The following is a 24,893-nucleotide window of genomic DNA, read 5'->3' as shown; positions in this document are numbered from 1 at the left end:
GCCGTCTCCCCGTTCTCCGGAGCGGCCGGCGGTCCGTCATTCAGGTGCGACGGGCGCGGGCGAACGGGCAACGGCGCGCCTGGCCTGCGGCGCGTTGCCGTCCGGCGGATTACAGGGCCATGTCGGCCGCTGCCCTGGCTGGCCGGGCGGGCGCCGCGGCGGCACCCGACGGGGCAGGGGCGCTGAGGTCGATCTTCGGCGGCGGCGCGAGTTGCAGCACGTCGCTCGTGTAGGCCCATTCGTCGACGACCTTCGCCGGGCTGTCGTTCAGCTTCGTGCCGTAGCTCGGCACGATCTGGCGGATCTTCTGCTGCCACTCGGGCGTCGCGACCTTGTCCTTGAACACCTTCTGCATCAGGTTCAGCATGATCGGCGCGGCAGTCGACGCGCCCGGCGATGCACCGAGCAGGCCCGCGATGCTGCCGTCCTGCGAGCTGACGATCTCGGTGCCGAGCTTCAGCACGCCGCCCTTCTTCGGATCGCGCTTGATGATCTGCACGCGCTGGCCGGCTTGCCACAGGCGCCAGTCTTCCTTCTTCGCGTTCGGGAAATATGCCTTCAGCGCGTTGAAGCGGTCGTCGTCCGACAGCATCAGCTGGCCGGCCAGATACTCGACCAGCGGGAATTCGTCGACGCCCACGCGCATCATCGGCGCGACGTTGTGCAAGTTGGTGCTCTTCGCGAGGTCGAAATACGAACCGTTCTTCAGGAACTTGGTCGAGAACGTCGCGAACGGCCCGAACAGGATGATCTTCTTGCCGTCGATGATCCGCGTGTCGAGGTGCGGCACCGACATCGGCGGCGAGCCGACCGACGCCTTGCCGTACGCCTTCGCGAGGTGCTGCTTCACGACGTCGGGGTTGTCGGTCACGAGGAACGAGCCGCCGACGGGGAACGCGCCGTAATCCTTCGCCTCGGGGATGCCCGACGCCTGCAGCAGGTGCAGCGCACCGCCGCCCGCGCCGATGAACACGAACTTCGCGTCGACGGCCTGCGGCGGTTCATCCGAATGCAGCTTGACCCACGACACGTGCCACGTGCCGTCCGCGTTGCGCGAGATCTCGCGCACTTCGCTCGACAGCGACAGCGTGAAGTTCGGCTGCGTCTTCAGGTAGCCGACGAACTGGCGCGTGATCTCGCCGAAGTTCACGTCGGTGCCGATCGGCGTCCAGGTGGCGGCGACTTTCTGGTTGCGGTCGCGGCCCTCCATCATCAGCGGCACCCACTGCCTGATCCGGTCGTAGTCTTCCGAGTACTGCATCCCTCGGAACAGCGGGCTCGCCTGCAGCGCTTCGTAGCGCTTCTTCAGGAAACGGACGTTGTCGTCGCCCCACACGAAGCTCATGTGCGGCGTCGAGTTGATGAACGAATGCGGGTTCTTCAGCACGCCCTGCCGGACCTGCCACGCCCAGAACTGGCGCGAGATCTGGAACGACTCGTTGATCTCGATCGCCTTCGAGATGTCGATCTTGCCGTCCGCCTTCTCCGGCGTGTAGTTCAGCTCGGCCAGCGCCGAGTGGCCGGTGCCCGCGTTGTTCCAGCCGTTCGAGCTCTCCAGCGCCACGCCGTCGAGGCGCTCGACCATCGTCATCGACCAGTCGGGCTGCAACTCGTGCAGCCATACGCCGAGCGTCGAGCTCATGATGCCGCCGCCCACCAGCAGGACGTCGACCTTCTTCGTATCGGCGGCATGCGCGGACGACGCGGCGACGCACAGCGCGAGCGCCGACAGAATTACCCGTAACGTTTTGATCACAGCAGATCCTCTTTTTCAACTTGAATGCATCGGCTTGCCATCCCGCCCGGCGATGCTCGATCGCGACCGGCTCGCCCATCCGGAGATCCGGATCGCGAATCCGGAATTCCGGATCGGCCCTGCTCGCTGTTGTATTTGCGCACGCGAAGTCATTGCGCAGGACACCTTCGGATTGGTGCCCGCCGGTCATGCCGTTGCGCGCGCCGCAGGCATGCGCGACGCGCATCGGCCCTTGCCGCAGGCCTTGCCGTTCGGCGTTGCGGGCTGCGTGGAAAGAGGCCGCGCGCGACGCGTCGAGCGGGGGCGGGACAGAAAGGGGCGCGTAATGTAACCGAACTCGATTAGTGTGTCGCCGGTGCCAAATAGCCCTGGTTTTCGTGGGGATTTTTGCGTGTCCGGGTTTCCGGAATGACGGTGCGCGGCACGGGAAAATTCGCCGGCACGAGGGGGTGCCCCGCATGCGATCGGTGCGCCGCGCGCACCGCCGGTTCTTCATCCGGTCACGGCGTTGCACCGCGACCGGTTACCGCATCACTTCCCGCCGCCGTTTCGGCAGAACTGCTCGTACACCTGCGCGGAATTCGCGAAGCCATGCGCCTTCGCGAGTTCCCACGGGCGCTCGCATTGCTGCGTGCGCTCGCACCATGCGTAACCGGCCGAGCCGATGCAGCCGTGCGCATCGCGGTCGCCGCCGACGATCGGCGGGGCGGCCTGCGCGGTCTGCGTGTCCTGCGTATCCTGCCCGGCGATATCGGCCGGGAGAGGGGGAGGCTGTTGCGTCGCGCATGCGCTCAATGCAAATGCGATGGCGATCGCGGTAGCAATCGACACGGAAGGAATGAAGGGTTTCATTACGTAGCGCTCCATGGGATGACGATCGGCAATGGATGCCCGCGCACGGGCGAAGAGGCGTTCACGCATCCGGTACCGGCACGCGCGACGAGAACTTGATCTCGCGTAACGCGAGGCTCGACTGGATCGACGACACGCCGGCCTGTTTTCGCAGCACGTGCTCGACGAATTCCGCATACGCGTCGAGATCGGCCGCGACGACCTGCAGGATGTAGTCGGCCGCGCCGGTGATCTTGTGGCACGACGTCACTTCGTCGTGACGCCGCATCACATCCTCGAAGTGATCCGAATCCTGGTCCGAATGCATGTTGAACGTGACCTGCACGAACGCGAACACGTTCATTCCGAGCGCGCGGCGGTCGAGGTTCGCCTGGTAGCCGGTGATCACGCCTTCGTCCTCGAGCCGCTTGCGCCGCCGCCAGCACGGCGTGACGCTCAGCGACAGCCGCTCGCCGAGCGTCGCGTTCGACAGCGCGCCGTCTTCCTGGAGCAGGCGCAGCATCGCGCGGTCGACGCCGTCCAGCTCCACTGAAGCGCGATTTTTGCTCATTCCAGGGTCTCCGTAGGCGGTTTTCTCAAAATTGTACGAAACGGAGAGGTGAAAAGCAAAGCTATTGCCGGTAGGCGGCAATAGACTGTTGCCACCCCTCACAGCCCTCACTGCAACGGTCAACCATGCTCACGGTCTACAGCAGCGATCATCATCTGCATCGCGGCGTCGAACTGAAAGACGGCGCGATCACCGATTCGTTCGAGAATCCCCTTCGCGCCGAGACGGTGCTCGCACAGGTTCGCGCGGCCGGCCTCGGCGACGTGATCGCGCCGCGCGCGTTCGGTCGAGCGAGCTATGCCGGCGCGCACAGCGCGCGCTATGTCGACTTTCTCGCCGGCGCATGGGACGAATGGACCGCGACCGGCCGCACCTGCCAGGCGCTGCCGCTCGTGTGGCCGGTGCGCGCGATGCCGGCGGCGGCGACGCTGCCCGAGTTCATCGACGGCAAGCTCGGCTTCTTCGCAATGGATGCCGGCGCGCCGATCAACGCCGGCACGTGGGACGCGGTGAGCGCGAGCGCGAACTCGGCGCTGACCGGCGCCGACCTGCTGTCGAATGGCGGCGCGCGCGCGGCGTTCGCGCTGTGCCGGCCGCCCGGTCACCACGCGGGCCGCGAATACATGGGCGGCTACTGCTACCTGAACAACGCGGCGATCGCCGCGCAGCACGGCATCGCGAGCGGCGCGGCGCGTGTCGCGGTGCTCGACGTCGATTTCCACCACGGCAACGGCACGCAGGACATCTTCTACGACCGTTCCGACGTGCTGTTCGCATCGATCCACGGCGAGCCGCCGGTGTCGTACCCGTACTTCTCCGGCTATGCGGACGAGCGCGGCGCCGGCGCGGGCGAAGGCTTCAACCTGAATCTGCCGCTGCCGAAGGGCACCCAGTGGAGCACCTACGCGACGGCGCTCGACCATGCTGCGGCCGCGATCGCCGCGCATGCCCCCGACCTGCTCGTCGTGTCGCTCGGCGTCGACACGTTCGAGCACGATCCGATCAGCCATTTCCGCCTGCGCTCGCCGGACTATCTGCGCATCGGCGAAACGCTTGCGCGCCTGAAGCTGCCGACGCTGTTCGTGATGGAAGGCGGCTACATGGTCGACGAAATCGGCATCAATGCGGTGAACGTGCTGCTCGGATTCGAAGGGCGCGCGTGAGCGCATCTCGCTTTGCCTCCCATGAACGATGGTCCTGATCACCAACGAAGAGCGACAACGAAGGAGACGAACATGAATCGGCATCAGAAGAAGACGGCATGTGCGGCCGCGGTCGGGCTGGCGTGCGCACTGTCCGCGTTTTCCGCGCGGGCGGATGAAATCGTGCGCATCGGGCACGTCGCGCCGCTGACCGGCGCGATCGCGCATCTCGGCAAGGACAGCGAGAACGGCGCGCGGCTCGCGGTCGAGGAAATCAACGCGAAGGGGCTCGTGATCGGCGGCAAGAAGGTCACGCTGCAGCTCGACGCGCAGGACGACGCGGGCGATCCGCGCCAGGCCACGCAGGTCGCGCAGCGGCTCGTCGACGACAAGGTGGTCGGCGTCGTCGGCCACCACAACTCGGGCACGTCGATTCCGGCATCGCGCGTCTATCGCGACGGCGGCGTCGTGCAGATCTCGCAGGCCGCGACCAACCCGATGTACACGCAACAGGGTTTCAAGACGACCTATCGCGTTGTCGCGACCGATGCGCAGCAGGGGCCCGCGCTCGCCAGTTACGCGGCGAGGAACATGGGGGTCAGGACGGTCGCCGTGATCGACGACTCGACCGCCTACGGGCAGGGCCTCGCGACCGAGTTCGAGAAGGCGGCGAAGGCGTCGGGGATGAAGGTCGTCTCGCACGACGCGACCAACGACAAGGCGATCGACTTCCGCGCGATCCTCACGAAGATCAAGGGCGAGAACCCCGACGCGATCATGTACGGCGGCATGGACGCCACCGGCGGCCCGCTCGCGAAGCAGGCGCGCCAGCTCGGCCTGCGCGCGAAGGTGCTCGCCGGCGACGGCGTCTGCTCGACCGACCTGCCGAAGCTCGCGGGCCCGGCGTCGGACAACGTCGTGTGCTCGGAAGCCGGCATCGCGCTCGAGAAGATGCCCGGCGGCGCGGCGTTCGTGAAGCGCTACGAAGCGCGTTACCACCAGCCGATGCAGGTGTATGCGCCGTTCTCGTACGACGCGGTGTACATCATCGTCGACGCGATGAAGCGCGCGAATTCGACCGACCCGGCGAAGGTGCTGGCCGCGATGCCGGCGACCGACTATCACGGCGTGATCGGCGAAACGAGCTTCACGCCGCAGGGCGACCTGAAGCACGGCGCGATCTCGGTGTTCACCTACAAGAGCGGCAGGAAGGCGCTGCTCGACATCGTCAGGATGTAATGGCAACGGGGCGCGCCGCGCCCCGTTGCGTCACGACGCCTGCGCGCGACGTGGTTCGGCCGGCGGCCGCTGCTGCTGTTCGACGTCGTGCACGATATGCAGCTCGCGCGTGCGGATCGGCAGCGCGCAGTCCGCATCGGCGAGGGTCTTGCGCACCTGGCGCGCGAGACGCCAGCGCATCGCCCAGAACTTGTCGGTATGCGTCCAGACGCGCATGTTCGCGATCGCCGTGCTGTCGTCGAAGCGCATCACCATCACGTCCGGCGCGGGATCGTGCAGCACGTCGGGGTCGGCCGCGGCCAGCGCGCGCAGCGCGTCGAGTGCGCGATCGATGTCGTCGTGCACCGACACTTCCACTTCGAGATCGAGGCGACGCGTCGGATTGCGCGTGTAGTTGCGGATCGCGCTGCCCCACAGCGCGCTGTTCGGTACGTACTCGCAGATGCCGTCCGGTTTCGTGAGCCGCGTCATGAAGAGCCCGACCTCGTCCACCGTCCCCGCGACGCCCGTGCCGCCGTCGATGTAGTCGCCCACCTTGAACGGCCGCAGCAGCAACAGCATGATGCCGGCCGCGATGTTCTGCATCGTGCCCTGCAGCGCGAGCCCGATCGCGAGGCCGGCCGCGCCGAGCACCGCGACGATGCTCGCGGTCTGGATGCCGAGTTGCGACAGCGCGCCGACGATCGCGACGATGCGGATGCCCCACACCGCGACGTCGCAGAGAATCGGCCGCAGCGTGTCGTCGACGCGCTCCTTGTTCGCGAGCAGACGGCTCAGCCAGTTGCCGATGCGCTTCGACAGCCACCAGCCGGCGACGAGCAGCGCGAGCGCGCCGCAGAGCCTGATCGAGAGGGTGGACAACGCGTTCCACAGGAACGTCCAGCGTTCCGGATGAAGATGGTCGAGAAACATGACGGGATTCCGGTTTGAAGAAAGAGAGTGCGGCACGCAGCGTGTCGGCAGCCCTCGACTGTACACGGCACGCCGAGTGTCGAGCGAGCACACCAGGCCGGATTTGCGCGCGGTCCGGCGATGCAATCGCGATTTCGTTCGAGTACGAAGCCGATATCGGACCAAATAGGATTGGTCTTATTCAGTGAAGCAGGGTGCGTCGATACACTCGATTCCTCATTGCCGGATCGCGATGATCGTTCCTCCGCGAGATCCGGCGCTTACCCGATTTTTCATTGATAGCGAGTGACGACGCGATGCGGTTCGACCTGTGTTTACGTCTCGCACGCGAACGAGGTCGTTGCGCGCCACGCGGCGCCGTCCGCTTGCCGAATCACCGCGCGCTGCTGCGCGGTGTCGTCGCGGCGGCGTGGCTTGCCGGCGCGCAGGGCGCGGTGGCGCTGGCATCATCCGGCGCCGCGCCTGTCATGCCCGCGCTGGCGCAGGCGGCCGACCTCTTCGACGTGCCCTTTTTCAATTCCGCCCGCACCGTCTGGGGCGGTCTGCTCGCCTCGACGACGGTGCCGCGTGTCGTGCACGCGTCGGATGCGGCGGGTGCGCGGACGGACGACCGACCTGGCCCATTCGTCGTTCGTGCCGGCGCATGCGCACCGTATGTCGTGCTCTGCGACGCCGCGCGCGATGCGATCGAGCGCGATTACGCGGGCCGCTTCGACTACGGTATTGCATCGCCGTTGCCCGCGATCGGCGTGCCGTTCGCATTTGCGTCGCGCGAGGCCGGCCTGGCATCGGCCGAGCCGTTCATGCTCGTGGAGCCGGCGGGCGGTGCGCGGGTCGGCGCGATCGCCGGCAGCCTGCGTGCCTCGCTCGCGCGTGCGGATCTGCCGGCCGGCGTCGCCGCACAGGTCACGCGCATGCTGGCCGGCCGGCTCGACCTGAAGCAACAGGGTGCCGTGGGCGATACGTTCCGCGTGGCCTTCGAACCGACTGACGACGCATCGTTATCCGGCGACCCGCGCGTGACCGCGCTCGATATCCGCTTTCGCGGCCAGCGCGTCGCGGCGGTGTGGTTTGCCGCCGATGCGCGATCGCCGGGCGCTTACTACGATCTCGACGGCGTGCCGCTCGCCGGCACCCGGTTCGCGCAGCCGGTCAGCGCGACGCGCACCAGTTCGCGTTTCGGCACGCGCGTGCATCCGGTGACGGGTGCGCGTCACGTGCACTCCGGGGTCGATCTCGCCGCGCCGGCGGGCCGCACGGTCCGTGCATCGGAGCGCGGCGTCGTGTCGTTCATCGGCACGGAGCCGGGCGGCTACGGCAAGTACGTGGTGGTGCGGCACGATGGCGGCTATGCGTCGTATTACGCGCATCTGTCGGCGTTCGAGCCGACGCTGCGGACCGGCATGCGGATCGCGCGCGGGCAGCGCGTGGGTGCGGTCGGCAGCACCGGGACGGCGACGGGCCCGCATCTGCACTTCGAGGTGCGGCGGCACAACCGGCCGGTCGATCCGGTCGCGCTGGTGCGGGCCGCGAAGGCGGACGCGCTGAAAGGGCCGCAGCGCGTGGCGTTCGAGCGTGTCGCGAAGGGTGCGCACGCACGGCTCGCGTCGGCTGCGTGGTCGCAGCCGGTGGCGGCCGCGCGGCGGGGTGCGTCGCCGGCCGGCTGACTGCTTTGCTCGTGAAGGGCCGGCAACGGGCCGGTTAAATGAAAAAGCCGCCGAACTTCGAGCGCGCATGCCGTTTGCACGGTACTCCTCATCTCCAAATTGAGTGTCAGTCAGGTGTATCAGGCCAGTGCAGTGCGATATTGGCTGCAAGAATCAGTCTCGTCCGATAGGCACCGTGACAACCGGTCACTATGCTTGCGCGGGTGCGGTGCCGGTGAGGGTGCCCTGTTCATGTTCGGAGTGAGTCGGTCAACGATCTTCGCCGGCGCCGCACCTCATCCCAGTTGCGATCCAGTTTCGGCGTGGGCATTCGGTGGTGGCCGGTGGGCGCGGCCAGGACAGAGAAAGACGATGTTGAAACAGCACGCTGCCATATGCGAGCGCCGAGCGCCTGCGCCGAAACCGGAGCAAGACGATGAGCGCAGCATTTGCTTGCTCGGCTTAGCCAGTGTCCATGCTGCGGACGTGTCAGCAACGTATTGCCTTCACGACACAGCAAGACTATGCCAGACGTCAAAAAAGTACCGTATTACGAAATCAAGACGTCGCCGATTCCATTTTCGCTGCCGAAGTGGAAGGAGCACGCTGGCGCCAACGGATGCATTCCTTTGAATACACCGCAAGGTGTTTGCATGGACAGGCTTGCTCCTGGCGAACCCAAGCTTTTCAAGCTTCTAGATCCCAAGCCATCGACGCATGAGTCGATGAAAACACCGGAGCCAGCAAAGGCTCCGCCAGCAAAGCAGGCCACGCCTCCCAAGCCGTCCGAGCCAGTCGACGCAGAAGACTGCGAAAATCCTCCTCCCTTTGACTTACTGGATGTCCCTGAGGCAATGCAACGAATGAAATGGCCTGTTGCGGCCAAGCTTGCCAGGCGATGGTTTGGTGGCCCCAAGCACGTTTGGGATAACAGCTTCAAGACGAACCAGCCGTTTGACAATACCACCGTCACCCTTGAGTGGGCCCTCAAGTTTGGGAAGGTCAAGGCACGATATAACCAGCTCATCTCGAAAAATATCTACAACAAAAATGCCCGGGGCAAGGTTGAAAGATCTGCTGCATCACGCGGTAAAAGAAAAATTCAGATCTTCGGTGGATTTTGATTTTCAGACGGTTGGCGACAAAGGCAATCTCGTCGAGTTTTGCAAGAAGTGGCAATTTCAACTGGTGAGTGTGTCCAGCTTCGATACTTTGCGGTGCGCACAATTAACGATGCAGCACCCAGGAAACTGGAGTACGGGGACGACACTATTTTTTACTACGACCAATCGAAGTCTTCTCCGTTGCGCTTCATTGCCATGCCGCCATCCAGGATGGACTGGTTGACGGCGAGAATACCGTTGCTGCAACGACTGATCGCGGCCTTTTCATGAGATTGAGAATCAGAGAGTAATGGATTGAGCGGTGAAGGCGCTCCCCATCATCCTCAGGACTGCTGCAGGCGGTGTCGCCGCGTCCTTGGCCAGTGCCATCGCATAGGCGGATTCCCCCGCCAATCCTACCTACGAGGCCTGCCCGCCATTCAAAAAATCACCGGCCACGTCGGCCTCCGGGGGCGCGTCTCGCAAGAACGATCAAATGCGCGTGCCACCGATGACGTATAGACCGGCCGACACCCTCACGGGCACGCTGACGGTCACCCCTTCCGCCGCGGGCGGCAACGCGTATTCCAGCGGTACGACGATCACGAAAGGTACGCTGTCGGTGGCTGTCGATAATGCATTCGGTTGATCATCAGGAAACCTGAATTTTGATCGCGGTACACCGTGACTCGGCAGTGAGCATCAGTGCACGATTACCGGGAATGGAAGCGTGCGGTGAGCGTGGTGATCGGATGGCGGCGAAGGCGATACGTTGATCGGCGGATCGGCGCGGGCATTCGATCGTTTTTGCAGGGGCGCGACCCCGGATTGCCGCCGTGCGATCGATGCAAGCAGAACGGATGACTTTGTCGCCATCCTGCGCTACGCTCCCAACTCCGATACCCCGAGTCGCAATATCATGTCGTTCATCAGCACCGGTGTCGAGTATGGCCTGCATTGCCTGCTCTATCTCGCCGACACTTCCACCGGCGTGCGCGATGCGAGCGTGCGCGATCTGGCCGAGATGCAGGGCGTGTCCGTCGATTACGCGGCGAAGCTGTTCACGCGTCTCGCGAAGGCCGGGATCGTCGTCTCCAGCGAGGGCATTCGCGGCGGCTTCACGCTGGCGAAGCCAGCACGGGACATCTCCGTGCAGGACGTCGTCGCGGCGATCGACGGCGACAAGCGACTGTTCGACTGCCGCGAGGTGCGCGGCCAATGCGCTGTGTTCGAAGGCGACGCACCCGCGTGGGCTACGCGCGGCACCTGTTCGATTCATGCGGTGATGCAGGTTGCGGAGCAGGCGATGCGCGCGGAGCTCGAGAAGCAATCGCTCGCCGATCTCGCCGCGCGCGCCTGGTCGAAAGCGCCGGCCAGCTACGGCCCGAAAGTGATCGACTGGTTTGCCGATCGCGCCGCGAGCCGCGGCGGCGAGCGCTGAGTCGCGCCGTGGTGGCGCGGGATGGCGCGACAACCCGCGGGGCGCGCCTGTCGCCGCCCGCGCATCGTCGGCGCCGGCGCGCCGCTCAGGCCACGACGATCCGCAGCGGATCCGCGGCGGCCAGCGCTTCGGCGCGATCCGCATGCGGCGGATAGATCCACTCGGAATTGATCCGGTGTTTGAGCTGCTTCGCTTCCGTGCCCGTCAGCTTTACTTCGCGCTCCCAGCCTTCCGTATAAACCGCGCCCCACGGGCCGAGGTCGAGGCACGTCACGTACTTCGGCTGACTATACGGAATCTGCTTCAGCCCCAGCAGGTCCGCCGCCGCGTTGTGCCCGGCCGAACGGCCCAGGTTCATCGCGTGCTGGCACGACATCATCGTATGGTTGCCGTCGTCGTCGGTTGCAGCATACGCGACGTCGCCCGTCGCGTAGACGCCCGGCACGCCGTCGACCGCGAGGTTGCGATCGACGTGCAGGCGCCCTGTTGCGTCCCGGCGCCCCGGAATCTGTTCGGTCAACGTGCTCGCACGCAGGCCGGCCGTCCAGATCACCGTGCTTGATTCGATGCGCTCCCCGTCTGCCGTCGTGACGCCGCCCGCGTCGACCGAGGCGACACCCGAGCCGAGCTGCCACGTTACGCCGAGCGTGCGCAGCGCTTCTTCGATGACGGGGCGCGGGCCCGCGCCCAGGTCGGGGCCGATTGCGTCGCCGCGCTCGACGATCACGACGCGCACGTCCGCCTCCTCGCCCAGCGCAGCGCGCAGGCGCGCCGGCATTTCCGCCGCCGTTTCGATGCCCGTGAAGCCGCCGCCCGCGACCACGATCGTATTGCGTGCCGTCGATGCCGGCTGTCGCGCCAGGGCGCGAATGTGCGTTTCGAGTTCGACGGCTTCGTCGGTCTGGTCCACGCTGAACGCGTGCTCCGCGAGACCCGGAATCGCCGGGCGGAACAGACGGCTGCCGGCAGCCAGCACGAGGCGGTCGTAGTCGAGCGTCGACGCGTGACCGTTCGTGCCGAGTGCGTCGACAGTCCGGCGCGTCACGTCGATGCGCTCGACCGTGCCCTGGACGAACTTCACGCCGACCGCATCGAAGATCTCGCCGAGCGGCGCGCGGAAGTTCGCCGGGCCTTCCTCATAAAGGCGCGGCCGAACGTGCAGATGGGCATCCGGCGCCACCACGGTAATTTCCACGTCGGTCCTGCGCTGCTCGTCAAGCAGGCGCGCCGCGCTCAGTGCGCTCCACATGCCGGCGAAGCCGGCTCCGATAACAAGAATGCGATTTGCCACTGCTCAACTCCGGTTGAGTGATGCCTGAGGCCGGTGGAACACCGGCCTTGCCTGATGCATCGATGCGCTCGATAACTACGATTCTATGAGTCGTAGTTATCGAGCGCAAGTCCCGTGTTCGGAACTGGCGGCTGAGAAATCGGGGAATGACCCGGCGAGAGGTCGCGGCGAGAACGGGACGTTGCGTTGCCGTGACGGCGATCGACGTGCGGTCGCACAAGTCGCGCAGCCTTGCTGCGGTGGGCCGGATGTGCCGATTTGCCATGGCGGCGGGGAGCATGCGCCGAGGGCGGTACGGCGTACCCGCACAGGCCGCCACGCCGGGCGGCGTGGCGAGGGTCGGTTGGCCGGGTGCGGCTGCTTAGCCCAGCGGCCAGTTCAGGATCGCGATCCCGTCGTTGTAGTCGCCATCGGTGCCGTCCTCCGAGCCGACGAGCCCGAAATAGGTTTTCTTGAAGATGTCGACCTGGCGCGAACCGATCTTCGACGGCTTGCCGTTCGCTGTCACGACCACGCGTACCTTCCCCTTGCCCGAGTTCAGGACCTGCGTGTTCAGGTTCGCGTCCTGCGTGCCCGCGCCCTGGAACGTCGCGGCCGGTTTCGCGTTGTCGTCGACATAGACGTCGATCGTCTGCTGCGCGGCCGAATTGACGAGCGCGGTCACGCCGAACGCGATGTTCGGCGGCAGGTTGAAGACGCCGTCGCGTTCGCCGCCACCGGTGGTCGCGGGATCGGGCTGCACGGGTTGCGGCGTCGCCTTCAAGAAGTAAGTGACCACTGCGCCGACACCGAACTTCGCCGCTGCGGCGGGCAGCACGCCGGGCGCGCCGGCCCACGTCACCGTGCAGGCGACCACCTGTCCCGCCGCATCGGTCTTCACCTTGTTCTGCCAGCTGCCGACGTCGAAGCTGTACGGAATCGTCGCGATGTCGACGAACACGTCGTACTGCGGCAGCTTCTCGACGAGTTGCGCGGTCATGAACTGACGCATGCGGTCGAGCACCGCCTGATCGCCGTTCGATTGCACGGCGGTGGCGTCGTTGCCGGCGAGTTGCAGGAGCGCGTACAGGTCGTCATGGGTAAACGGTTGTTGCATGTCGTCCTCGTCTTGATGGAGTGTCCGTCTGTGTGCGGCCGGTGAACGCGTTCAAGGGGTCGCGTATGCGGCAATACGTGGAACAGCAATCAATCGGCGATACGTTGGCCCCGTCGCCATTGCGATGCCGGCTGCGGGGCTGACGTGCCCCGCGGCATCGACAGGCTTTTTCAGCCGATCGGCCACTGCAGCACGACGATGCCGTCGTTGTAGTCGCTGTCGTGACCGTCTTCCGATACGACGATCCCGAAATTGACCGTGTATGCCGAGCCATCCGATTTCTTGCCGGTGATCGGCGCGAGCCGAGCGTCGGTGGCCGACGTCTTGCCGTTCACCGTCACTTCGAAGCGCAGCTTGCCGTTGCCCGAATTCAGCGTGGCTTCGCGCGGGCCGTCGCGCGTGGTGAGCTTGTGATAAGCCGCCGGTTCCTTGCTGTCGCCGATGAACAGCTTGATGTGCTGCTGCTCGGCGGCATTCGCGAAGAAGATCGCGCGGAAGTCGGTATTCGGCGGAATCGAAAATTCGCCGGCGCGGTTCGAGGACGTTTGAGAGTCGGCCATGCATGTCTCCTGAAGGTGGATCAATAAGGCGCGCTGCCGCGATGCGCAAACGTTTGCTGTTTCAAACGCGGCGAGGCAAGCATGGCAAAAAATAAATGGAAAAATATTCGGCAAGGAATGGAAATTGACCAGTAAATCGAAAAGCGAAACAGTCCGATTTAATGGCGCAAATTCAAATGCTTGTTAATCGATATATCCATTGAACTATATCGAGGTGTGATGCGATTGTTTGAATAATGGGCGGGAACGCAGGGGAGGGCAGGGGAATCCGGCTTCGGGGCAGACGCTCGGTGTGCGCATATGGCAGCGTGTTGTTTCAACGTCGTCTTTCTCTGTCGTGGCCGCGCCCACCGGCCACCGCCGAACGCCCACGCCGAAACCGGATCGAGACAAGGAGGGGTGCGGCGCCGACGGAGATCGTGGACCGGCTCGTTCTCCCGAACTCGAACAGGACACGCCACCGGCACCGCACCCGCGAAAGCATAGCGACCGGCGCTTGCCGCGCCTATCGGACGAGACTGATTTTGCGGCCGCTGGAAACCCGCGACCTCGCGCAGCGCCCATTGACAGCCTACGCCGCGTTGTGATTTGATTCCGGCCATGCAAGCCGCCCAGCCGCTCTTCTCGCTACGACTACTAGCCCGTTCTTCCGGGCTGGGTCTGCGGCTGCGCGCTTTCCATCTGCTTCTTTCCTGAAGCGCCAGATTTCCCCCGTATCACCGACCTGGCCCCGGTTATCGACCGGCGTCTGAGTTCGTCCTTCTTCCGTACCGCTCCGTCCCGGTCGTTCAACCGCCAAGGCCGTCGTTCGCCGTACCGCTTTGCAGTTGTGCCGCCTTTTGCCGTTTTTACCGCCGCGCGCGCAGCCGGCCGCCATCCGTGACGGCTGCCGCGCGGCGGTTACCCGACCCACCGACCGAGGACCGAACATCATGATGCTGAAGAACCCCGCGACGAAGTACCGACCGTTCACGCCCGTCAACTTGCCGAACCGCACCTGGCCGTCGCGCACGATCACGCAGGCGCCGATCTGGATGAGCACCGACCTGCGTGATGGCAACCAGGCGCTGTTCGAGCCGATGGACGCCGCGCGCAAGATGCGGATGTTCAAGACGCTGGTCGCGATCGGCTTCAAGGAGATCGAGGTGGCGTTCCCGTCTGCGTCCGAGACCGACTTCAACTTCGTGCGCGAACTGATCGAAGGCGGCCATATTCCCGACGACGTGACGATCGAGGTGCTCACGCAGGCGCGCGACGACCTGATCGAGCGCACGTTCGACGCGTTGCGCGGCGCGAAGCGCGCGATCGTGCACCTGTACAACGCGACCGCGCCGGAATTCCGCAAGATCGTGTTCGGCCTCGAGCGCGACGGCGTGAAGCAGCTTGCGGTGAACGCGGCGCGCACGATCAAGCGTTTCGCCGATGCGGCAACCGATACGCAGTTCACGCTCCAATACAGCCCCGAAACCTTCACGGCGACCGAGCTCGATTTCGCGAAGGAAGTATGCGACGCCGTGTTCGACGTCTGGCAACCGACACCCGAGCGCAAGGCGATCGTGAACCTGCCCGCCACCGTCGAAGTCGGCACGCCGAACTTCTATGCGGACCAGATCGAATGGATGCACCGCAATCTCGCGCGCCGCGATGCGTTGATCCTGTCCGTGCATCCGCACAACGACCGCGGCACCGCGGTCGCGGCGGCCGAACTCGCGGTGATGGCCGGTGCTGACCGTATCGAGGGTTGTCTGTTCGGCAACGGCGAGCGCACGGGCAACGTCGATCTCGTGACGCTCGCGCTGAACCTGTACACGCAGGGCGTCGATCCGGGCCTCGATTTCTCGCAGATCAACGAAGTCGCGCGCACGGCCGAGGAATGCACGCAGTTGCCGATCCATCCGCGCCATCCGTACGTTGGCGACCTGGTGTTCACCGCGTTCTCCGGCTCGCACCAGGATGCGATCAAGAAGGGCTTCGCGGTGCAGCGCCCCGACGCCGTATGGGAAATGCCGTACCTGCCGATCGACCCGAGCGATCTGGGCCGCACCTACGATTCGATCATTCGCGTGAACAGCCAGTCCGGCAAGGGCGGCATCGCGTACCTGCTGGAGCAGGGCTATGGCATCGCGCTGCCGCGTCGTCTGCAGGTCGATTTCAGCGCGGCCGTGCAGCGCCTGACCGACGACAGCGGCCACGAGGTGACGAGCGCGCAGATCTGGTCGCTGTTCCAGCAGGAATACGTGGAAGGCGATGCGCCGCTGCGTTACGTCGGCCATGAACTGACCGAGCGCGACGGCCGCGAGACGATCGCGCTGACCGCCGATGTGCACGGCGAGCGCCGCGTGCTGCGCGGCGAAGGCAACGGCCCGCTCGACGCGCTGATGCACGCGCTGCGCACGCCGCTGCGGATCCAGCACTACGAGGAGCGCGCGCTGTCGCAGGGCGCCGATGCGAAGGCGATCGCGATCGCCGAGCTGGCCGGTGCGGGCGTGCGCGGCAGCGCGTTCGGCGTCGGCATCGATGCGAACCTGACGACTGCGTCGATTCGCGCGGTTATCAGCGGCGTCAATCGCGCGTATGTGCGTGCGGACGAAGCGGCGCAGGCGACGTTTTTTGCCGCGCAGCCCGCGGCGGAGGCCGCCGCGTAAGCACGGCGGTGGCGGCCGTGCCGCGCGATCGGCACGGCTGCTCGATATCGCGCCTGACATACCTGACAGGGGAAGAATTCCGGCGATGCGCGTATCGTTCCCCCGGCGCAGGCGGAACGAATCGTCTGCCGATACCATGAGCCGTGCCGCGCGCGTGTCGCCGGCATGGCATTCGCGGCGGCCCGGCGCGTCAGGGTTGTGAACTCCGTGCTTCCGGCCGCCCGCTCCGTGGTTCTTCCATTCAATCGGCCCGCTGCCGGGCCCATCGCGAGGCAAGCATCATGACGAAACCCGATTCCCTGAAAGGCGAGGTCAAGGAGCAGGCGCAGCAGGCCGACCGCCACAACCTGGCACGGCCGAACGTCAACGGTGCGTTGTGGGCGCGCGGCCTGACGACGCAGCGTGTGGCCGACCTGTTCAGAACCCTGCCCGGCCTGCCGGGGCACTGGATGCAGTTGCAGAACGAGGTCAACGCCGGCAATCGCTACTTCTATGGCGTTCAGAACGGCCACCAGACGACCGACGAAGGGAAGGAACTGATCCGCTGGATCGCCGATGCCGTGGTTGGCGCCGCGCAGAAGGCCGGGTTCGATTTTCCGCTGCAGCAGCTTCGGTTTACCGCCGACACGGGCTGGCTGAAGCTTCAGCGCGTGTCGGGGCGCGTGATGGTGCTGTCGCGGCCCTGAGGCACGCGGCGCGCGCAGGGCCATGCGCCGCTACGCTGCCGTGGGCGGTTTCACGCATTCGATCGTGAACGGCCGTTTGGCGCACGTGGCTGTATTTACGCGGCCGAAGGGCATCACCGCCCGAATCGCCGCGAGAGGGTGTCCTTCAGCCGCGCGGCAGTGATCTCGCCCATGTGCGACTCGACGAGTTCGCCGTTCGCGTTGAAGAACAGCGTCGTCGGCAATCCGCGCGATCCGTACGCGTGCATCGCATGCAGCGAAGGATCGAGCAGCACGTTGTCGAAGCGCAAACCCTGCTGCTCGAGGAACGCACGCACCGCTTGCGCGTCTTCTCCCTGGTTGAGCATCAGCACCGTGATGTCCGGGTGATCGCGCTGCGCTTGCTCGAGGATCGGCATCTCGCGCCGACACGGCGCACACCACGTCGCCCACAGGTTCACGACGACCGGCTTGCCGGCATAGCGTTGCGGCAGCACGGGCGTCGCATCGAGCGCGTCGAGCCGCATCGCGGTGAACGGCGGCGCGCTGCGCTGCAGCGTCGCGAGCGTGCCTTGTGCGATGCCCCATGCCGCGAGCCCCACGACAATGCCGGCTGCCGCCGGGCGGCGCAGCGCCGGCAGCCGACGCAGCCGCCACGCGGCGAACACCAGCGCGGCCGCGATGCCGATGCGCCAGTCGAAGCCGCCGTCGCCGAGCGCGACGATCGATCGCGGCGCGGCCGCATAGTCGCGCCACCACTGTGCGACGTAGCCGACACGCGCGGCGATCAGCCCGAACAGCAGCACGTCGAGGATCAGGCTCGACGCGGTCTTGTGCTGGCCGTCCGGCGGGCGGCGCTGCATGAAGCGCGCGACGAGCCACGCCAGCAGCGCGGCGGCGGCTACCGCGACGACGCGGATCGAAAAGGGACCGATGCTCAACATGGGAAGGAAAGGCTGGGGATGGGGGATCGACCGGCGGTCATGTCACGTTTCGACCCCGCGTCATGCGCGCGGGTTCCGGGTTTTTCCTGCGCCGGCGCGCGGCGCGCATCGTTCGACGGATGAGACGCGCGTATGCGCGCTCCGGCATTCAGGACGACGTCGCATTCAAGCAGGCATCCCGAGTATCGGGTCGAACCGAAGATCGTGCATGCCCGCGCGGGTCACATCCCGTGGCCGTTGGAGCGAGCCGCCGAGCCGCCGAGCCGGTACGCGGTGAAGAACTCGGCCCACGGCGAACCGGCGGCAACCGGCACGTGCAGCGCTGCCGTTCGCTGCTTCAACGCGGTAAATACGTCGTTGATGCGCGCCGTCTGCGCGGGATCGTTGAACGGCCGCGGCCGCACCCGGCCGGCTGCGAACGCACCGTAGGCGATCGCGAGCAGGCGCGCACTGTCGTCGAACGAGAAGATCGAGCCGTTGATCGCTTCGACGAGGCGCGGCCGGTCCTCTTCGCGTGACGCGGCGAGGCACTGGTACACGATTGCCGATACCTCGTGCAGATCGTTCGCGCGCAGCAATGCCGGCAGCTTCGACGCGATCCGGTCGGCCGGTTCTTCCTGTACGGCCTTGCCGAAGTCGAGCACGGCGGCCATCGGATTGCTGTCCTGCTTCGCGCGGTCGAGCGCCGATGCCTGCGACGCGAGCGCCGCTTGCGCGCCGTCGGCGGGAGCGGCTTGCAGCACCGCCGCCACCTGCTGTTGCCATTCCGGAAAAATCATCCGCACGTTGCCGAACTGCTCGCCGCCCTGTGCGGCCGGGTCCCACCGATAGACGATCGTGCCGCCGTGAATGAACGGCGAATACAGATGCTCGGGCGTTTGCGGCAGCGGCCGCCGGTTGATCGCCAGCCACGCGAGCGTCAGCCAGTCGTAACGGCCGGTGGCCGGCACCGACGGGCTCGAACTGGCGACGACCTGCCACGTGCCGCGGTTCGCGTAGCGGCGGCGTGCATCGGGCACCGCGACGGTCTGCTGTTTCGCGGTGTCGAAGTAGGTGTTGCCGGTGACGATCTCGCCGCTGTCCCTGGCGGGCGTGACGGTGGCGATGACCCACGACGCACCGTCGGGCGAACGATAGTCGGACGGCTGCAGCGTGGCGACGTCGTGCACCATGCGCGTTTCGGCGGCGACGGGGCTCGGCGGGAGACTGGCGGGACCGGAGACGATACTCGGCATGGACTTTCCTCGAAATCGGGTGCGTATCGTCGAGCGGCGACGATGAGCGATGGAGCACGGGGTTTCTCGTAACTGTAGAACGTCGCCCCCGGAAACGGAAACCGGCCGGCGCGAGCCGACGCAAGCCGGGCCGCGCTCGAACCGCGCGCACGCGCGCGGCCGCTCCGGCTTACCATCGCCTTCCGGGCCGACGCACCTTACACTGAACCGAAGCGCAGATGACCGACACGAAGACCATCACCGAACACTGGACGTATGTCGCCGACCAATGGATCGACTGGGCCGGCAGACCGGGCCACGATGCGTTCTGGACATATCGGGCGGGGCTTGCCGCATATATCGGTCGCGGAACCGGCCGCGCGCTGGAGATCGGCTGCGGCGAGGGCCGCGTGAGCCGCGAGTTGAAGGCGCTCGGTTATGACGTGACGGCGAGCGATGCGGTTCCCGCGATGCTCGACGCCGCGTGTCGCGCCGATTCCGCGCACCGCTACGCGCTTGCCGACGCCGCGTCGCTGCCGTTCGATCCGGCCGGCTTCGACATCGTGATGGCGTACAACGTGCTGATGGATCTCGACGACATGCCGGCTGCGCTGCGCGAGGCGCGCCGCGTGCTGAAGCCGGGTGGGCTGCTGTTCGTGTCGCTCGTGCATCCGTTTCGCGATCGCGGCCGCTTCGCGGGGCCGCAGCCCGACGCGCCGTTCGTGCTCGAAGGCACGTATTTCGGCAGCGCGCATTTCGAGGGTGTGGAAACCCGCGATGGACTGTCGATGCACTTCGCGGGCTGGTCGTTGCCGCTTCAGGTTTACATGGATGCGCTGGAGGCGGCCGGTTTTGCGATCGTGTCGCTGCGCGAGCCGTTGCCCGACCGCGCGGATACGGACCCGTTGAAGCAGTGGTCGCGCGTGCCGCTGTTTCTGTGGATCAAGGCACGGCCGCTGGATTGAATTCCCCGCGGCCGCGCAGCGTGCTGCGTGATCAACGCGGCAACACCTTTCGATAGATCACGAATCCCGTTTTCTCCGCGACGGTGTCGTAGAGCCGCATCGCGGTGTGATTCGTTTCGTGCGTCTGCCAGTACACGCGCTCGGCGCGATGCGCGCGGGCGGCGTCGTACACGGTTTCGATCAATGCGCGGCCCACGCCCTTGCCGCGCTCGCTGTCGAGCGTGAAGAGATCCTGCAGGTAACAGGTCGGGCCGGCGAGCGTCGTGCTGCGGTGATACAGGAAATGCACGAGCCCGACCAGGCGGCCGTCGCGTTCCGCGACACGCGCATGCACGGGCTCGTAGCCGTCGAAGAAGCGCGACCACGTGAGCTGCGTGATCTCGCGCGGCAGCGCGGTGTCGTCGAAGCGGCCGTAGAAGCGGCTGTAGCCGTCCCACAGCGGCAGCCAGTTGTCGAAATCGTCTTCCCGCACCGGGCGTACGGTCAGGCTGGTGTCTGTAGCGTTCATGGTCGCGAACCTCTCGAGGATGGAATCAAGCGTTCCCGGCGTGGCCGGAAACGGGAGCAGGCATCTACGATAGAAAGTTCGTGGCACCATGTGTAGACCCATGACACTTCCCCTTTCTGGAGCCACGATGGATTACGCGGTGCTGCTGTCGACCTTCGAGCGTGAAGCGGGGCCGCACACGGTCACGCGGATGTCGCAGCAGCAGCGGCTGTATGCCTGTTTGCGCGATGCGATTCTGAGCGGCCGGATCGCCGAAGGCGCGCGGCTCGCCGCGTCGCGCACGCTGGCCGGAGAACTCGGCATCGCGCGCAATTCGGTGCTGTACGCGTACGAGCGGCTCGCGTCGGAAGGGTTCGTGGCCGGTACGCGGCAGGGTACGGTGGTGGCGCGGATGGGCTTGCGCGGGTCGCAGGCCGCTGCCGCGGCGCGGGCCGGCGATACGACGGTGCTGTCGCGACGTGTCGCACGGACCGAGCGCGCGACGAGCGGTCTCGACGAGTCGCTGCCGTTCATGCCGGGCGCGCCGGCCGTCGACGAATTTCCGCTTGCGCAATGGCGGCGCTGCATCGAACGCGCATGGCGCGCGGCCGGGCCGGCGCAGCTCGGCTACCAGCCGGCGGAAGGCGATGCGGTGCTGCGCGACGCGATCGCCGGTTATCTGCGCGCGTCGCGCGGCGTGCGCTGCGACGCGGAGCAGGTGATCGTCACCGACGGTACGCAGGGTGCGCTCGACCTGTGCGCCCGCGCGCTGGCCGACGCGGGCGATGTCGCGTGGATCGAGAACCCCGGCTACCACGGCGCGCGCAACGCGTTTCTCGCGGCCGACCTGCGCGTCGAGCCGATCGGCGTCGATGCGCAGGGGCTCGCGCCGCATCCGGACGACTGGCGCGCTCGTGCGCCGAAGCTCGTCTACATCACGCCGTCGCACCAGTATCCGCTCGGCGCGGTGATGAGCCTGGAGCGGCGGCTCGCGCTCGTCGCGCACGCGCGTGCGGCCGGCGCGTGGATCGTCGAGGACGACTACGACAGCGAGTTCCGCCACCACGGCACGCCGCACGCGGCCGTGCAGGGGCTCGCCGACGACGCGCCGGTGATCTATCTCGGCACCTTCAGCAAGGTGATGTTTCCCGCGTTGCGGCTCGGCTTCATGGTCGTGCCGCCAGCGCTTGCGCAGCCGCTGCGCGACGCGGCCGGCGCGACGATGCTGCACGGCCGCGCGGTCGAGCAGCGCGCGCTCGCGGATTTCATCGGCGCCGGGCATTTCACGCGGCATCTGCGGCGTATGCGCCGCGTGTATTCCGAGCGGCGCGACGCGCTGCACGACGCGCTGGCGCGGCGGCTGAGCACGCGGCTGACGGTGTCGGGCGGCGCGGGTGGCATGCACCTGTCCGCGCGGCTCGACGTGCCGGTGGCCGACACGGAACTGAGCCGCGTCGCGCAGGCGCACGGGCTGATCCTGCGGCCGCTGTCATCGTTCTGCCTGCCGGGCACCGCGCACGACTACAACGGGCTCGTGCTCGGTTACGGCGGCGTGCCGGCCGAGCGGATGGACGCGCTCGCGCGCCGGATCGGCGAGATGATCGACCGCGTGCTGGCCGGACGGTGATGGCTGGCGCGTAGGGGTGCCGCGGCGCGCTCGTCGGCTTACCCGCGCATCGGCGGATTGAGCCGCGCGAACGCGTCCTGCCGGCGATACGGGAAGTACCGATACGGCGCTCCGACCGCACTCGCCGCGTCGAGCGTCGCGATCTGCGCGTCGGTCAGCGACCAGCCGACCGCGCCGAGGTTCTGGCGCAGCTGTGCCTCGTTGCGCGCGCCGATGATCACCGACGACACGATCGGGCGCTGCAGCAGCCAGTTCAGTGCGATCTGCGGCACGGTCTTGCCGGTTTCCGCGGTGATCGCATCGTGTGCATCGAGTGCATCGACCACGTCGTACAGCCGTCCTTCGTCGACCGGCGGGCCGAAGCCGGCCGTGTCGTGCAGACGGCTGCCTTCGGGCAGCGGCGCGTTGCGCCGGACCTTGCCTGTGAGCCGGCCCCAGCCGAGCGGGCTCCACGCCAGCGCGCGGAGACCCTGGTCCGCGCCGAGCGGCATCAGGTCCCATTCGTAGTCGCGGCCGACGAGCGAGTAGTAGACCTGGCTCGCGACGCAGCGCGACCAGCCGTGGCGATCGGCCGCCGCGAGCGACTTCATGATCTGCCAGCCGGCAAAAATCGACACACCGATGTAGCGCAGCATGCCCGCGCGCACCAGGTCGTCGAGCGTCGACATCGCTTCCTCGACCGGCGTGGCCCGGTCGAATGCGTGAAGCTGCAGCAGGTCGATGTAGTCGGTGTCGAGGCGGCGCAGCGCGTCGTCCACCGCACGGATCAGCCGCGCGCGCGACGTGCCGGCGTCGTTCGGGCCGTCGCCGGTCGGCAGGCCCGTCTTGGTCGAGATCAGCACCCGGTCGCGCCGGATCCGGCGCGCTCCAATGCCGGTTTTCGACGTCACCGTGTCGAATGCGATGCTTCGACGTCCGGCCCGGCCCGACCCCGGCGACGAACGTACACACCATCCACACAACCCGTTGCTTACGTTTCGTCATTTAGCTAATATTAAAAACGTTAAACGAGGCCGAACCCATGGACGACGTCACCCGCATCAGCGCACTGGCCAACGAAAGCCGCCTGGCCGTGATGCGCTGGCTCAAGCAGCCGCGCAAGCATTTTCCGCCGCAGCCGCACGGCGACTTCGACGAACTCGGCGTGTGCTGCACCTACATCACCGAGAAGCTCGGCATCGCGCCGGCGACGACCACGCGCCACATGCGCATCCTCGCGGATGCCGGGCTTGTCCGGGCGACGCGCGTCGGCAAGTTCACGTATTACAAGCGGATCGACGATGCGCTGCATCGACTGGGCCGCGACCTCCTGCAACTCTGATCCTCACAGAGGCAATCGACATGGATGAACTCGCCCTGCTGGCCGACGCCGACCGGCGCGCGCATGACTACCTCGCATCGACGGACGAACGGCGCGTGTATCCCGACGCCGCCGCGCTGGCCGGGCTGGCCGCATTCGACGAGCCGCTGCCCGATACGGGCCGCCCGGCCGACGACGTGCTGCGGTTGCTCGACGAGCAGGGCACGCCCGCGACCGTCGCATCGAACGGCCCGAACTACTTCGGCTTCGTGATCGGCGCGACGCTGCCCGCGGCGGCCGCCGCCGAGCGGCTGATGCTCGCGTGGGACCAGTGCGCGTCGTCGTTCGCGAATTCGCCGGTGGCCGCGACGATCGAGCGGCAGGCCGCGCGCTGGGTCGTCGACGTGCTCGGGCTGCCCGAAGGCAGCGCGGTCGGCTTCGGCACGAGCGCGACGGCCTGTACGCTCGTCGCGCTGGTCGCCGCGCGGCGCGCGCTGCTTGCGCGCAAGGGCTGGAATGTCGACGAGGACGGCCTGATCGGCGCGCCCGAAGTGAAGGTCGTGCTCTCCGAACTCGCGCACATCACGGTGAAGAAGGCGCTGCGCGTGCTCGGTTTCGGGATGAAGCGCCTCATCGTCGCACCGGTCGACACGCATGGCCGCATCGATCCCGCGCAATTGCCGCCGCTCGACGACATGACGATCCTGTGCGTGCAGGCCGGCGAAGTGAACACCGGCGAGTTCGATCCGTTCGCGACGCTGATTCCGCGCGCGAAAGCCGCCGGCGCATGGGTGCACGTGGACGGCGCGTTCGGCCTGTGGGCGCGCGCATCGGCGAAGCGTGCGCTGACCGACGGCATCGACGGCGCGGACAGCTGGACGACCGACGGCCACAAATGGCTGAACACGCCGTACGACGGCGCGATGGCGATCTGCCGCGACGCGGCCGCGCTCGCGACCGCGATGAATAGCGACGCCGTCTACCTGAGCGGCGCGCAGGATGCGCAGAAGAACCTGAACCTCGAATTTTCGCGGCGCGCGCGCGGCATTCCCGTTTGGGCCGCGTTGCGCTCGCTCGGCCGCGCCGGCGTGGCGACGATGGTCGAGCGGCATTGCGCGCAGGCGTCGCGCGTCGCGGACGGGCTGCGCGCGGCCGGCTACGACGTGCTCAATCGCGTGGTGCTGAATCAGGTGCTCGTGCGCGCCGGCACCGACGACGAGACGCTCGCGATCCTTCAGGCCGCGCAGGATTCGGGCGACGTGTGGTTCGGGCAAACCGTGTGGCAGGGGCGGCCGGCGTTCCGGATCAGCGTGTCGTCGTGGCGCACCGAGGACGAGCACGTCGATCGTCTCGTCGCACTGCTGACGAAGCTGCGCGGCGTGCACACGGGTTGAGTTGGGCGGTGGCGGTGCGTGCGGCCCGGGCGTGGCGCTTCGGTCGCGCTTCGTCGGTTATGCG

The 24,893-nt window shown here is 66.8% G+C and carries 23 protein-coding genes and 1 pseudogene; 13 read left to right on the top strand and 11 right to left on the bottom strand.

The features are described 5' to 3' along the window. Positions 1–109: 109 nt before the first annotated feature. A complete protein-coding gene (mqo, locus tag J7024_RS25410) occupies positions 110–1,756 on the bottom strand; it encodes a malate dehydrogenase (quinone) (protein WP_124829703.1) in 1,647 nt (548 codons plus the stop codon). Between the two features lie 52 nt (positions 1,757–1,808). Here mqo and J7024_RS25405 point away from each other — a divergent pair, with 52 nt between their 5' ends. After that, positions 1,809–2,087 (top strand): hypothetical protein, encoded by a 279-nt coding sequence (locus tag J7024_RS25405; RefSeq protein ID WP_124829702.1) that lies wholly within the window; start codon positions 1,809–1,811, stop codon positions 2,085–2,087. 200 nt (positions 2,088–2,287) lie between these two features. On the opposite strand, the gene J7024_RS25400 is transcribed toward J7024_RS25405, so the two are convergent. Both J7024_RS25400 and J7024_RS25395 read right to left on the bottom strand, forming a co-directional pair. Beyond that, a complete protein-coding gene (locus tag J7024_RS25400) occupies positions 2,288–2,608 on the bottom strand; it encodes a hypothetical protein (protein ID WP_124829701.1) in 321 nt (106 codons plus the stop codon). 61 nt (positions 2,609–2,669) lie between these two features. Further along, entirely contained in the window at positions 2,670–3,158 is a 489-nt protein-coding gene (locus J7024_RS25395; protein ID WP_124829700.1) for an Lrp/AsnC family transcriptional regulator, read from the bottom strand. A 125-nt stretch (positions 3,159–3,283) separates the two neighbouring features. On the opposite strand from J7024_RS25395, the gene J7024_RS25390 reads away from it, so the two are divergent. Beyond that, positions 3,284–4,321 (top strand): histone deacetylase family protein, encoded by a 1,038-nt coding sequence (locus J7024_RS25390; protein WP_124829699.1) that lies wholly within the window; start codon positions 3,284–3,286, stop codon positions 4,319–4,321. A gap of 72 nt (positions 4,322–4,393) precedes the next feature. After that, on the top strand, positions 4,394–5,539 hold the full coding sequence (locus J7024_RS25385) for a branched-chain amino acid ABC transporter substrate-binding protein (protein WP_124829698.1): 1,146 nt from the start codon (positions 4,394–4,396) through the stop codon (positions 5,537–5,539). Positions 5,540–5,569: 30 nt separating this feature from the next. On the opposite strand, the gene J7024_RS25380 is transcribed toward J7024_RS25385, so the two are convergent. Beyond that, positions 5,570–6,451 carry a mechanosensitive ion channel family protein gene (locus J7024_RS25380; protein WP_124829697.1) on the bottom strand — a complete coding sequence of 294 codons (882 nt, stop codon included), beginning with the start codon at positions 6,449–6,451 and terminating at the stop codon, positions 5,570–5,572. Between the two features lie 296 nt (positions 6,452–6,747). Here J7024_RS25380 and J7024_RS25375 point away from each other — a divergent pair, with 296 nt between their 5' ends. The 4 genes from J7024_RS25375 to J7024_RS25360 all read left to right on the top strand — a co-directional run bounded on the left by J7024_RS25375 (position 6,748) and on the right by J7024_RS25360 (position 10,641). Beyond that, positions 6,748–8,118: a M23 family metallopeptidase gene (locus tag J7024_RS25375; RefSeq protein WP_124829696.1), complete on the top strand. Its 1,371-nt coding sequence runs from the start codon at positions 6,748–6,750 to the stop codon at positions 8,116–8,118. A 503-nt stretch (positions 8,119–8,621) separates the two neighbouring features. Then, positions 8,622–9,221: a DUF6402 family protein gene (locus J7024_RS25370; RefSeq protein WP_233410063.1), complete on the top strand. Its 600-nt coding sequence runs from the start codon at positions 8,622–8,624 to the stop codon at positions 9,219–9,221. Between the two features lie 490 nt (positions 9,222–9,711). Next, positions 9,712–9,849, top strand: coding sequence for a hypothetical protein (locus J7024_RS25365; protein ID WP_175751121.1), 138 nt, complete (start codon positions 9,712–9,714; stop codon positions 9,847–9,849). Positions 9,850–10,119: 270 nt separating this feature from the next. Next, positions 10,120–10,641, top strand: a complete 522-nt coding sequence (locus J7024_RS25360) for an RrF2 family transcriptional regulator (protein ID WP_096500723.1) — start codon at positions 10,120–10,122, stop codon at positions 10,639–10,641. An 85-nt stretch (positions 10,642–10,726) separates the two neighbouring features. On the opposite strand, the gene J7024_RS25355 is transcribed toward J7024_RS25360, so the two are convergent. The 3 genes from J7024_RS25355 to J7024_RS25345 form a co-directional block, all read right to left on the bottom strand. Beyond that, on the bottom strand, positions 10,727–11,932 hold the full coding sequence (locus J7024_RS25355) for an NAD(P)/FAD-dependent oxidoreductase (RefSeq protein ID WP_124829695.1): 1,206 nt from the start codon (positions 11,930–11,932) through the stop codon (positions 10,727–10,729). A 361-nt stretch (positions 11,933–12,293) separates the two neighbouring features. Then, the gene (locus tag J7024_RS25350; protein WP_124829694.1) at positions 12,294–13,028 is read right to left on the bottom strand and encodes a fucose-binding lectin II; all 735 of its coding nucleotides are present in this window, start codon (positions 13,026–13,028) and stop codon (positions 12,294–12,296) included. A gap of 170 nt (positions 13,029–13,198) precedes the next feature. Next, positions 13,199–13,588 carry a fucose-binding lectin II gene (locus J7024_RS25345; RefSeq protein ID WP_124829693.1) on the bottom strand — a complete coding sequence of 130 codons (390 nt, stop codon included), beginning with the start codon at positions 13,586–13,588 and terminating at the stop codon, positions 13,199–13,201. A gap of 935 nt (positions 13,589–14,523) precedes the next feature. On the opposite strand from J7024_RS25345, the gene leuA reads away from it, so the two are divergent. Both leuA and J7024_RS25335 read left to right on the top strand, forming a co-directional pair. Further along, positions 14,524–16,233, top strand: coding sequence for a 2-isopropylmalate synthase (leuA, locus tag J7024_RS25340; protein WP_175751160.1), 1,710 nt, complete (start codon positions 14,524–14,526; stop codon positions 16,231–16,233). A 281-nt stretch (positions 16,234–16,514) separates the two neighbouring features. After that, positions 16,515–16,919, top strand: coding sequence for a peptide ABC transporter ATPase (locus tag J7024_RS25335; protein ID WP_098554555.1), 405 nt, complete (start codon positions 16,515–16,517; stop codon positions 16,917–16,919). 113 nt (positions 16,920–17,032) lie between these two features. Here J7024_RS25335 and J7024_RS25330 read toward each other — a convergent pair whose 3' ends face one another. Further along, positions 17,033–17,842, bottom strand: coding sequence for a TlpA disulfide reductase family protein (locus J7024_RS25330; protein WP_175751140.1), 810 nt, complete (start codon positions 17,840–17,842; stop codon positions 17,033–17,035). 221 nt (positions 17,843–18,063) lie between these two features. After that, a complete protein-coding gene (locus J7024_RS25325; protein WP_175770416.1) occupies positions 18,064–19,077 on the bottom strand; it encodes a hypothetical protein in 1,014 nt (337 codons plus the stop codon). Positions 19,078–19,295: 218 nt separating this feature from the next. Between J7024_RS25325 and J7024_RS25320 the strand changes: the two genes are divergently transcribed. After that, complete coding sequence (locus J7024_RS25320) at positions 19,296–20,021, top strand: class I SAM-dependent methyltransferase (RefSeq protein ID WP_175761432.1); 726 nt, start codon at positions 19,296–19,298, stop codon at positions 20,019–20,021. Positions 20,022–20,052: 31 nt separating this feature from the next. On the opposite strand, the gene J7024_RS25315 is transcribed toward J7024_RS25320, so the two are convergent. Then, complete coding sequence (locus J7024_RS25315; protein ID WP_234745571.1) at positions 20,053–20,529, bottom strand: GNAT family N-acetyltransferase; 477 nt, start codon at positions 20,527–20,529, stop codon at positions 20,053–20,055. Positions 20,530–20,656: 127 nt separating this feature from the next. Between J7024_RS25315 and pdxR the strand changes: the two genes are divergently transcribed. Next, positions 20,657–22,135, top strand: coding sequence for a MocR-like pyridoxine biosynthesis transcription factor PdxR (gene pdxR / locus J7024_RS25310; RefSeq protein WP_175770426.1), 1,479 nt, complete (start codon positions 20,657–20,659; stop codon positions 22,133–22,135). Positions 22,136–22,173: 38 nt separating this feature from the next. On the opposite strand, the pseudogene J7024_RS25305 reads toward pdxR, so the two are convergent. Next, a pseudogene (locus J7024_RS25305) lies at positions 22,174–22,989 on the bottom strand (aldo/keto reductase); the annotation flags it as partial. 167 nt (positions 22,990–23,156) lie between these two features. On the opposite strand from J7024_RS25305, the gene J7024_RS25300 reads away from it, so the two are divergent. Both J7024_RS25300 and J7024_RS25295 read left to right on the top strand, forming a co-directional pair. Next, a complete protein-coding gene (locus tag J7024_RS25300) occupies positions 23,157–23,456 on the top strand; it encodes an ArsR/SmtB family transcription factor (RefSeq protein WP_040139054.1) in 300 nt (99 codons plus the stop codon). Between the two features lie 20 nt (positions 23,457–23,476). Beyond that, positions 23,477–24,829, top strand: coding sequence for a pyridoxal phosphate-dependent decarboxylase family protein (locus J7024_RS25295; protein WP_124829687.1), 1,353 nt, complete (start codon positions 23,477–23,479; stop codon positions 24,827–24,829). Positions 24,830–24,893 lie beyond the last annotated feature (64 nt).

It is taken from the genome of Burkholderia sp. WTPI3 (genome assembly GCF_021483755.1).
Classification (GTDB): Bacteria; Pseudomonadota; Gammaproteobacteria; order Burkholderiales; family Burkholderiaceae; genus Burkholderia.
Note: the sequence above shows the minus strand (reverse complement) of the source record. Positions and strands in the feature narration are given on the sequence as shown.

Excerpts from the sequence above, each read along its gene's own strand:
- J7024_RS25345 (WP_124829693.1), bottom strand. The coding sequence starts at position 13,588 with ATGGCCGACTCTCAAACGTCCTCGAACCGCGCCGGCGAATTTTCGATT.
- J7024_RS25300 (WP_040139054.1), top strand. The coding sequence starts at position 23,157 with ATGGACGACGTCACCCGCATCAGCGCACTGGCCAACGAAAGCCGCCTG.
- J7024_RS25350 (WP_124829694.1), bottom strand. The coding sequence starts at position 13,028 with ATGCAACAACCGTTTACCCATGACGACCTGTACGCGCTCCTGCAACTC.
- J7024_RS25395 (WP_124829700.1), bottom strand. The coding sequence starts at position 3,158 with ATGAGCAAAAATCGCGCTTCAGTGGAGCTGGACGGCGTCGACCGCGCG.
- J7024_RS25335 (WP_098554555.1), top strand. The coding sequence starts at position 16,515 with ATGACGAAACCCGATTCCCTGAAAGGCGAGGTCAAGGAGCAGGCGCAG.
- J7024_RS25330 (WP_175751140.1), bottom strand. The coding sequence starts at position 17,842 with ATGTTGAGCATCGGTCCCTTTTCGATCCGCGTCGTCGCGGTAGCCGCC.
- J7024_RS25375 (WP_124829696.1), top strand. The coding sequence starts at position 6,748 with ATGCGGTTCGACCTGTGTTTACGTCTCGCACGCGAACGAGGTCGTTGC.
- J7024_RS25315 (WP_234745571.1), bottom strand. The coding sequence starts at position 20,529 with ATGAACGCTACAGACACCAGCCTGACCGTACGCCCGGTGCGGGAAGAC.
- J7024_RS25385 (WP_124829698.1), top strand. The coding sequence starts at position 4,394 with ATGAATCGGCATCAGAAGAAGACGGCATGTGCGGCCGCGGTCGGGCTG.
- J7024_RS25380 (WP_124829697.1), bottom strand. The coding sequence starts at position 6,451 with ATGTTTCTCGACCATCTTCATCCGGAACGCTGGACGTTCCTGTGGAAC.
- J7024_RS25405 (WP_124829702.1), top strand. The coding sequence starts at position 1,809 with ATGCTCGATCGCGACCGGCTCGCCCATCCGGAGATCCGGATCGCGAAT.
- J7024_RS25390 (WP_124829699.1), top strand. The coding sequence starts at position 3,284 with ATGCTCACGGTCTACAGCAGCGATCATCATCTGCATCGCGGCGTCGAA.
- J7024_RS25370 (WP_233410063.1), top strand. The coding sequence starts at position 8,622 with ATGCCAGACGTCAAAAAAGTACCGTATTACGAAATCAAGACGTCGCCG.
- J7024_RS25400 (WP_124829701.1), bottom strand. The coding sequence starts at position 2,608 with ATGAAACCCTTCATTCCTTCCGTGTCGATTGCTACCGCGATCGCCATC.
- J7024_RS25365 (WP_175751121.1), top strand. The coding sequence starts at position 9,712 with ATGACGTATAGACCGGCCGACACCCTCACGGGCACGCTGACGGTCACC.
- J7024_RS25295 (WP_124829687.1), top strand. The coding sequence starts at position 23,477 with ATGGATGAACTCGCCCTGCTGGCCGACGCCGACCGGCGCGCGCATGAC.
- pdxR (WP_175770426.1), top strand. The coding sequence starts at position 20,657 with ATGGATTACGCGGTGCTGCTGTCGACCTTCGAGCGTGAAGCGGGGCCG.
- J7024_RS25325 (WP_175770416.1), bottom strand. The coding sequence starts at position 19,077 with ATGCCGAGTATCGTCTCCGGTCCCGCCAGTCTCCCGCCGAGCCCCGTC.
- leuA (WP_175751160.1), top strand. The coding sequence starts at position 14,524 with ATGCTGAAGAACCCCGCGACGAAGTACCGACCGTTCACGCCCGTCAAC.
- J7024_RS25360 (WP_096500723.1), top strand. The coding sequence starts at position 10,120 with ATGTCGTTCATCAGCACCGGTGTCGAGTATGGCCTGCATTGCCTGCTC.
- J7024_RS25320 (WP_175761432.1), top strand. The coding sequence starts at position 19,296 with ATGACCGACACGAAGACCATCACCGAACACTGGACGTATGTCGCCGAC.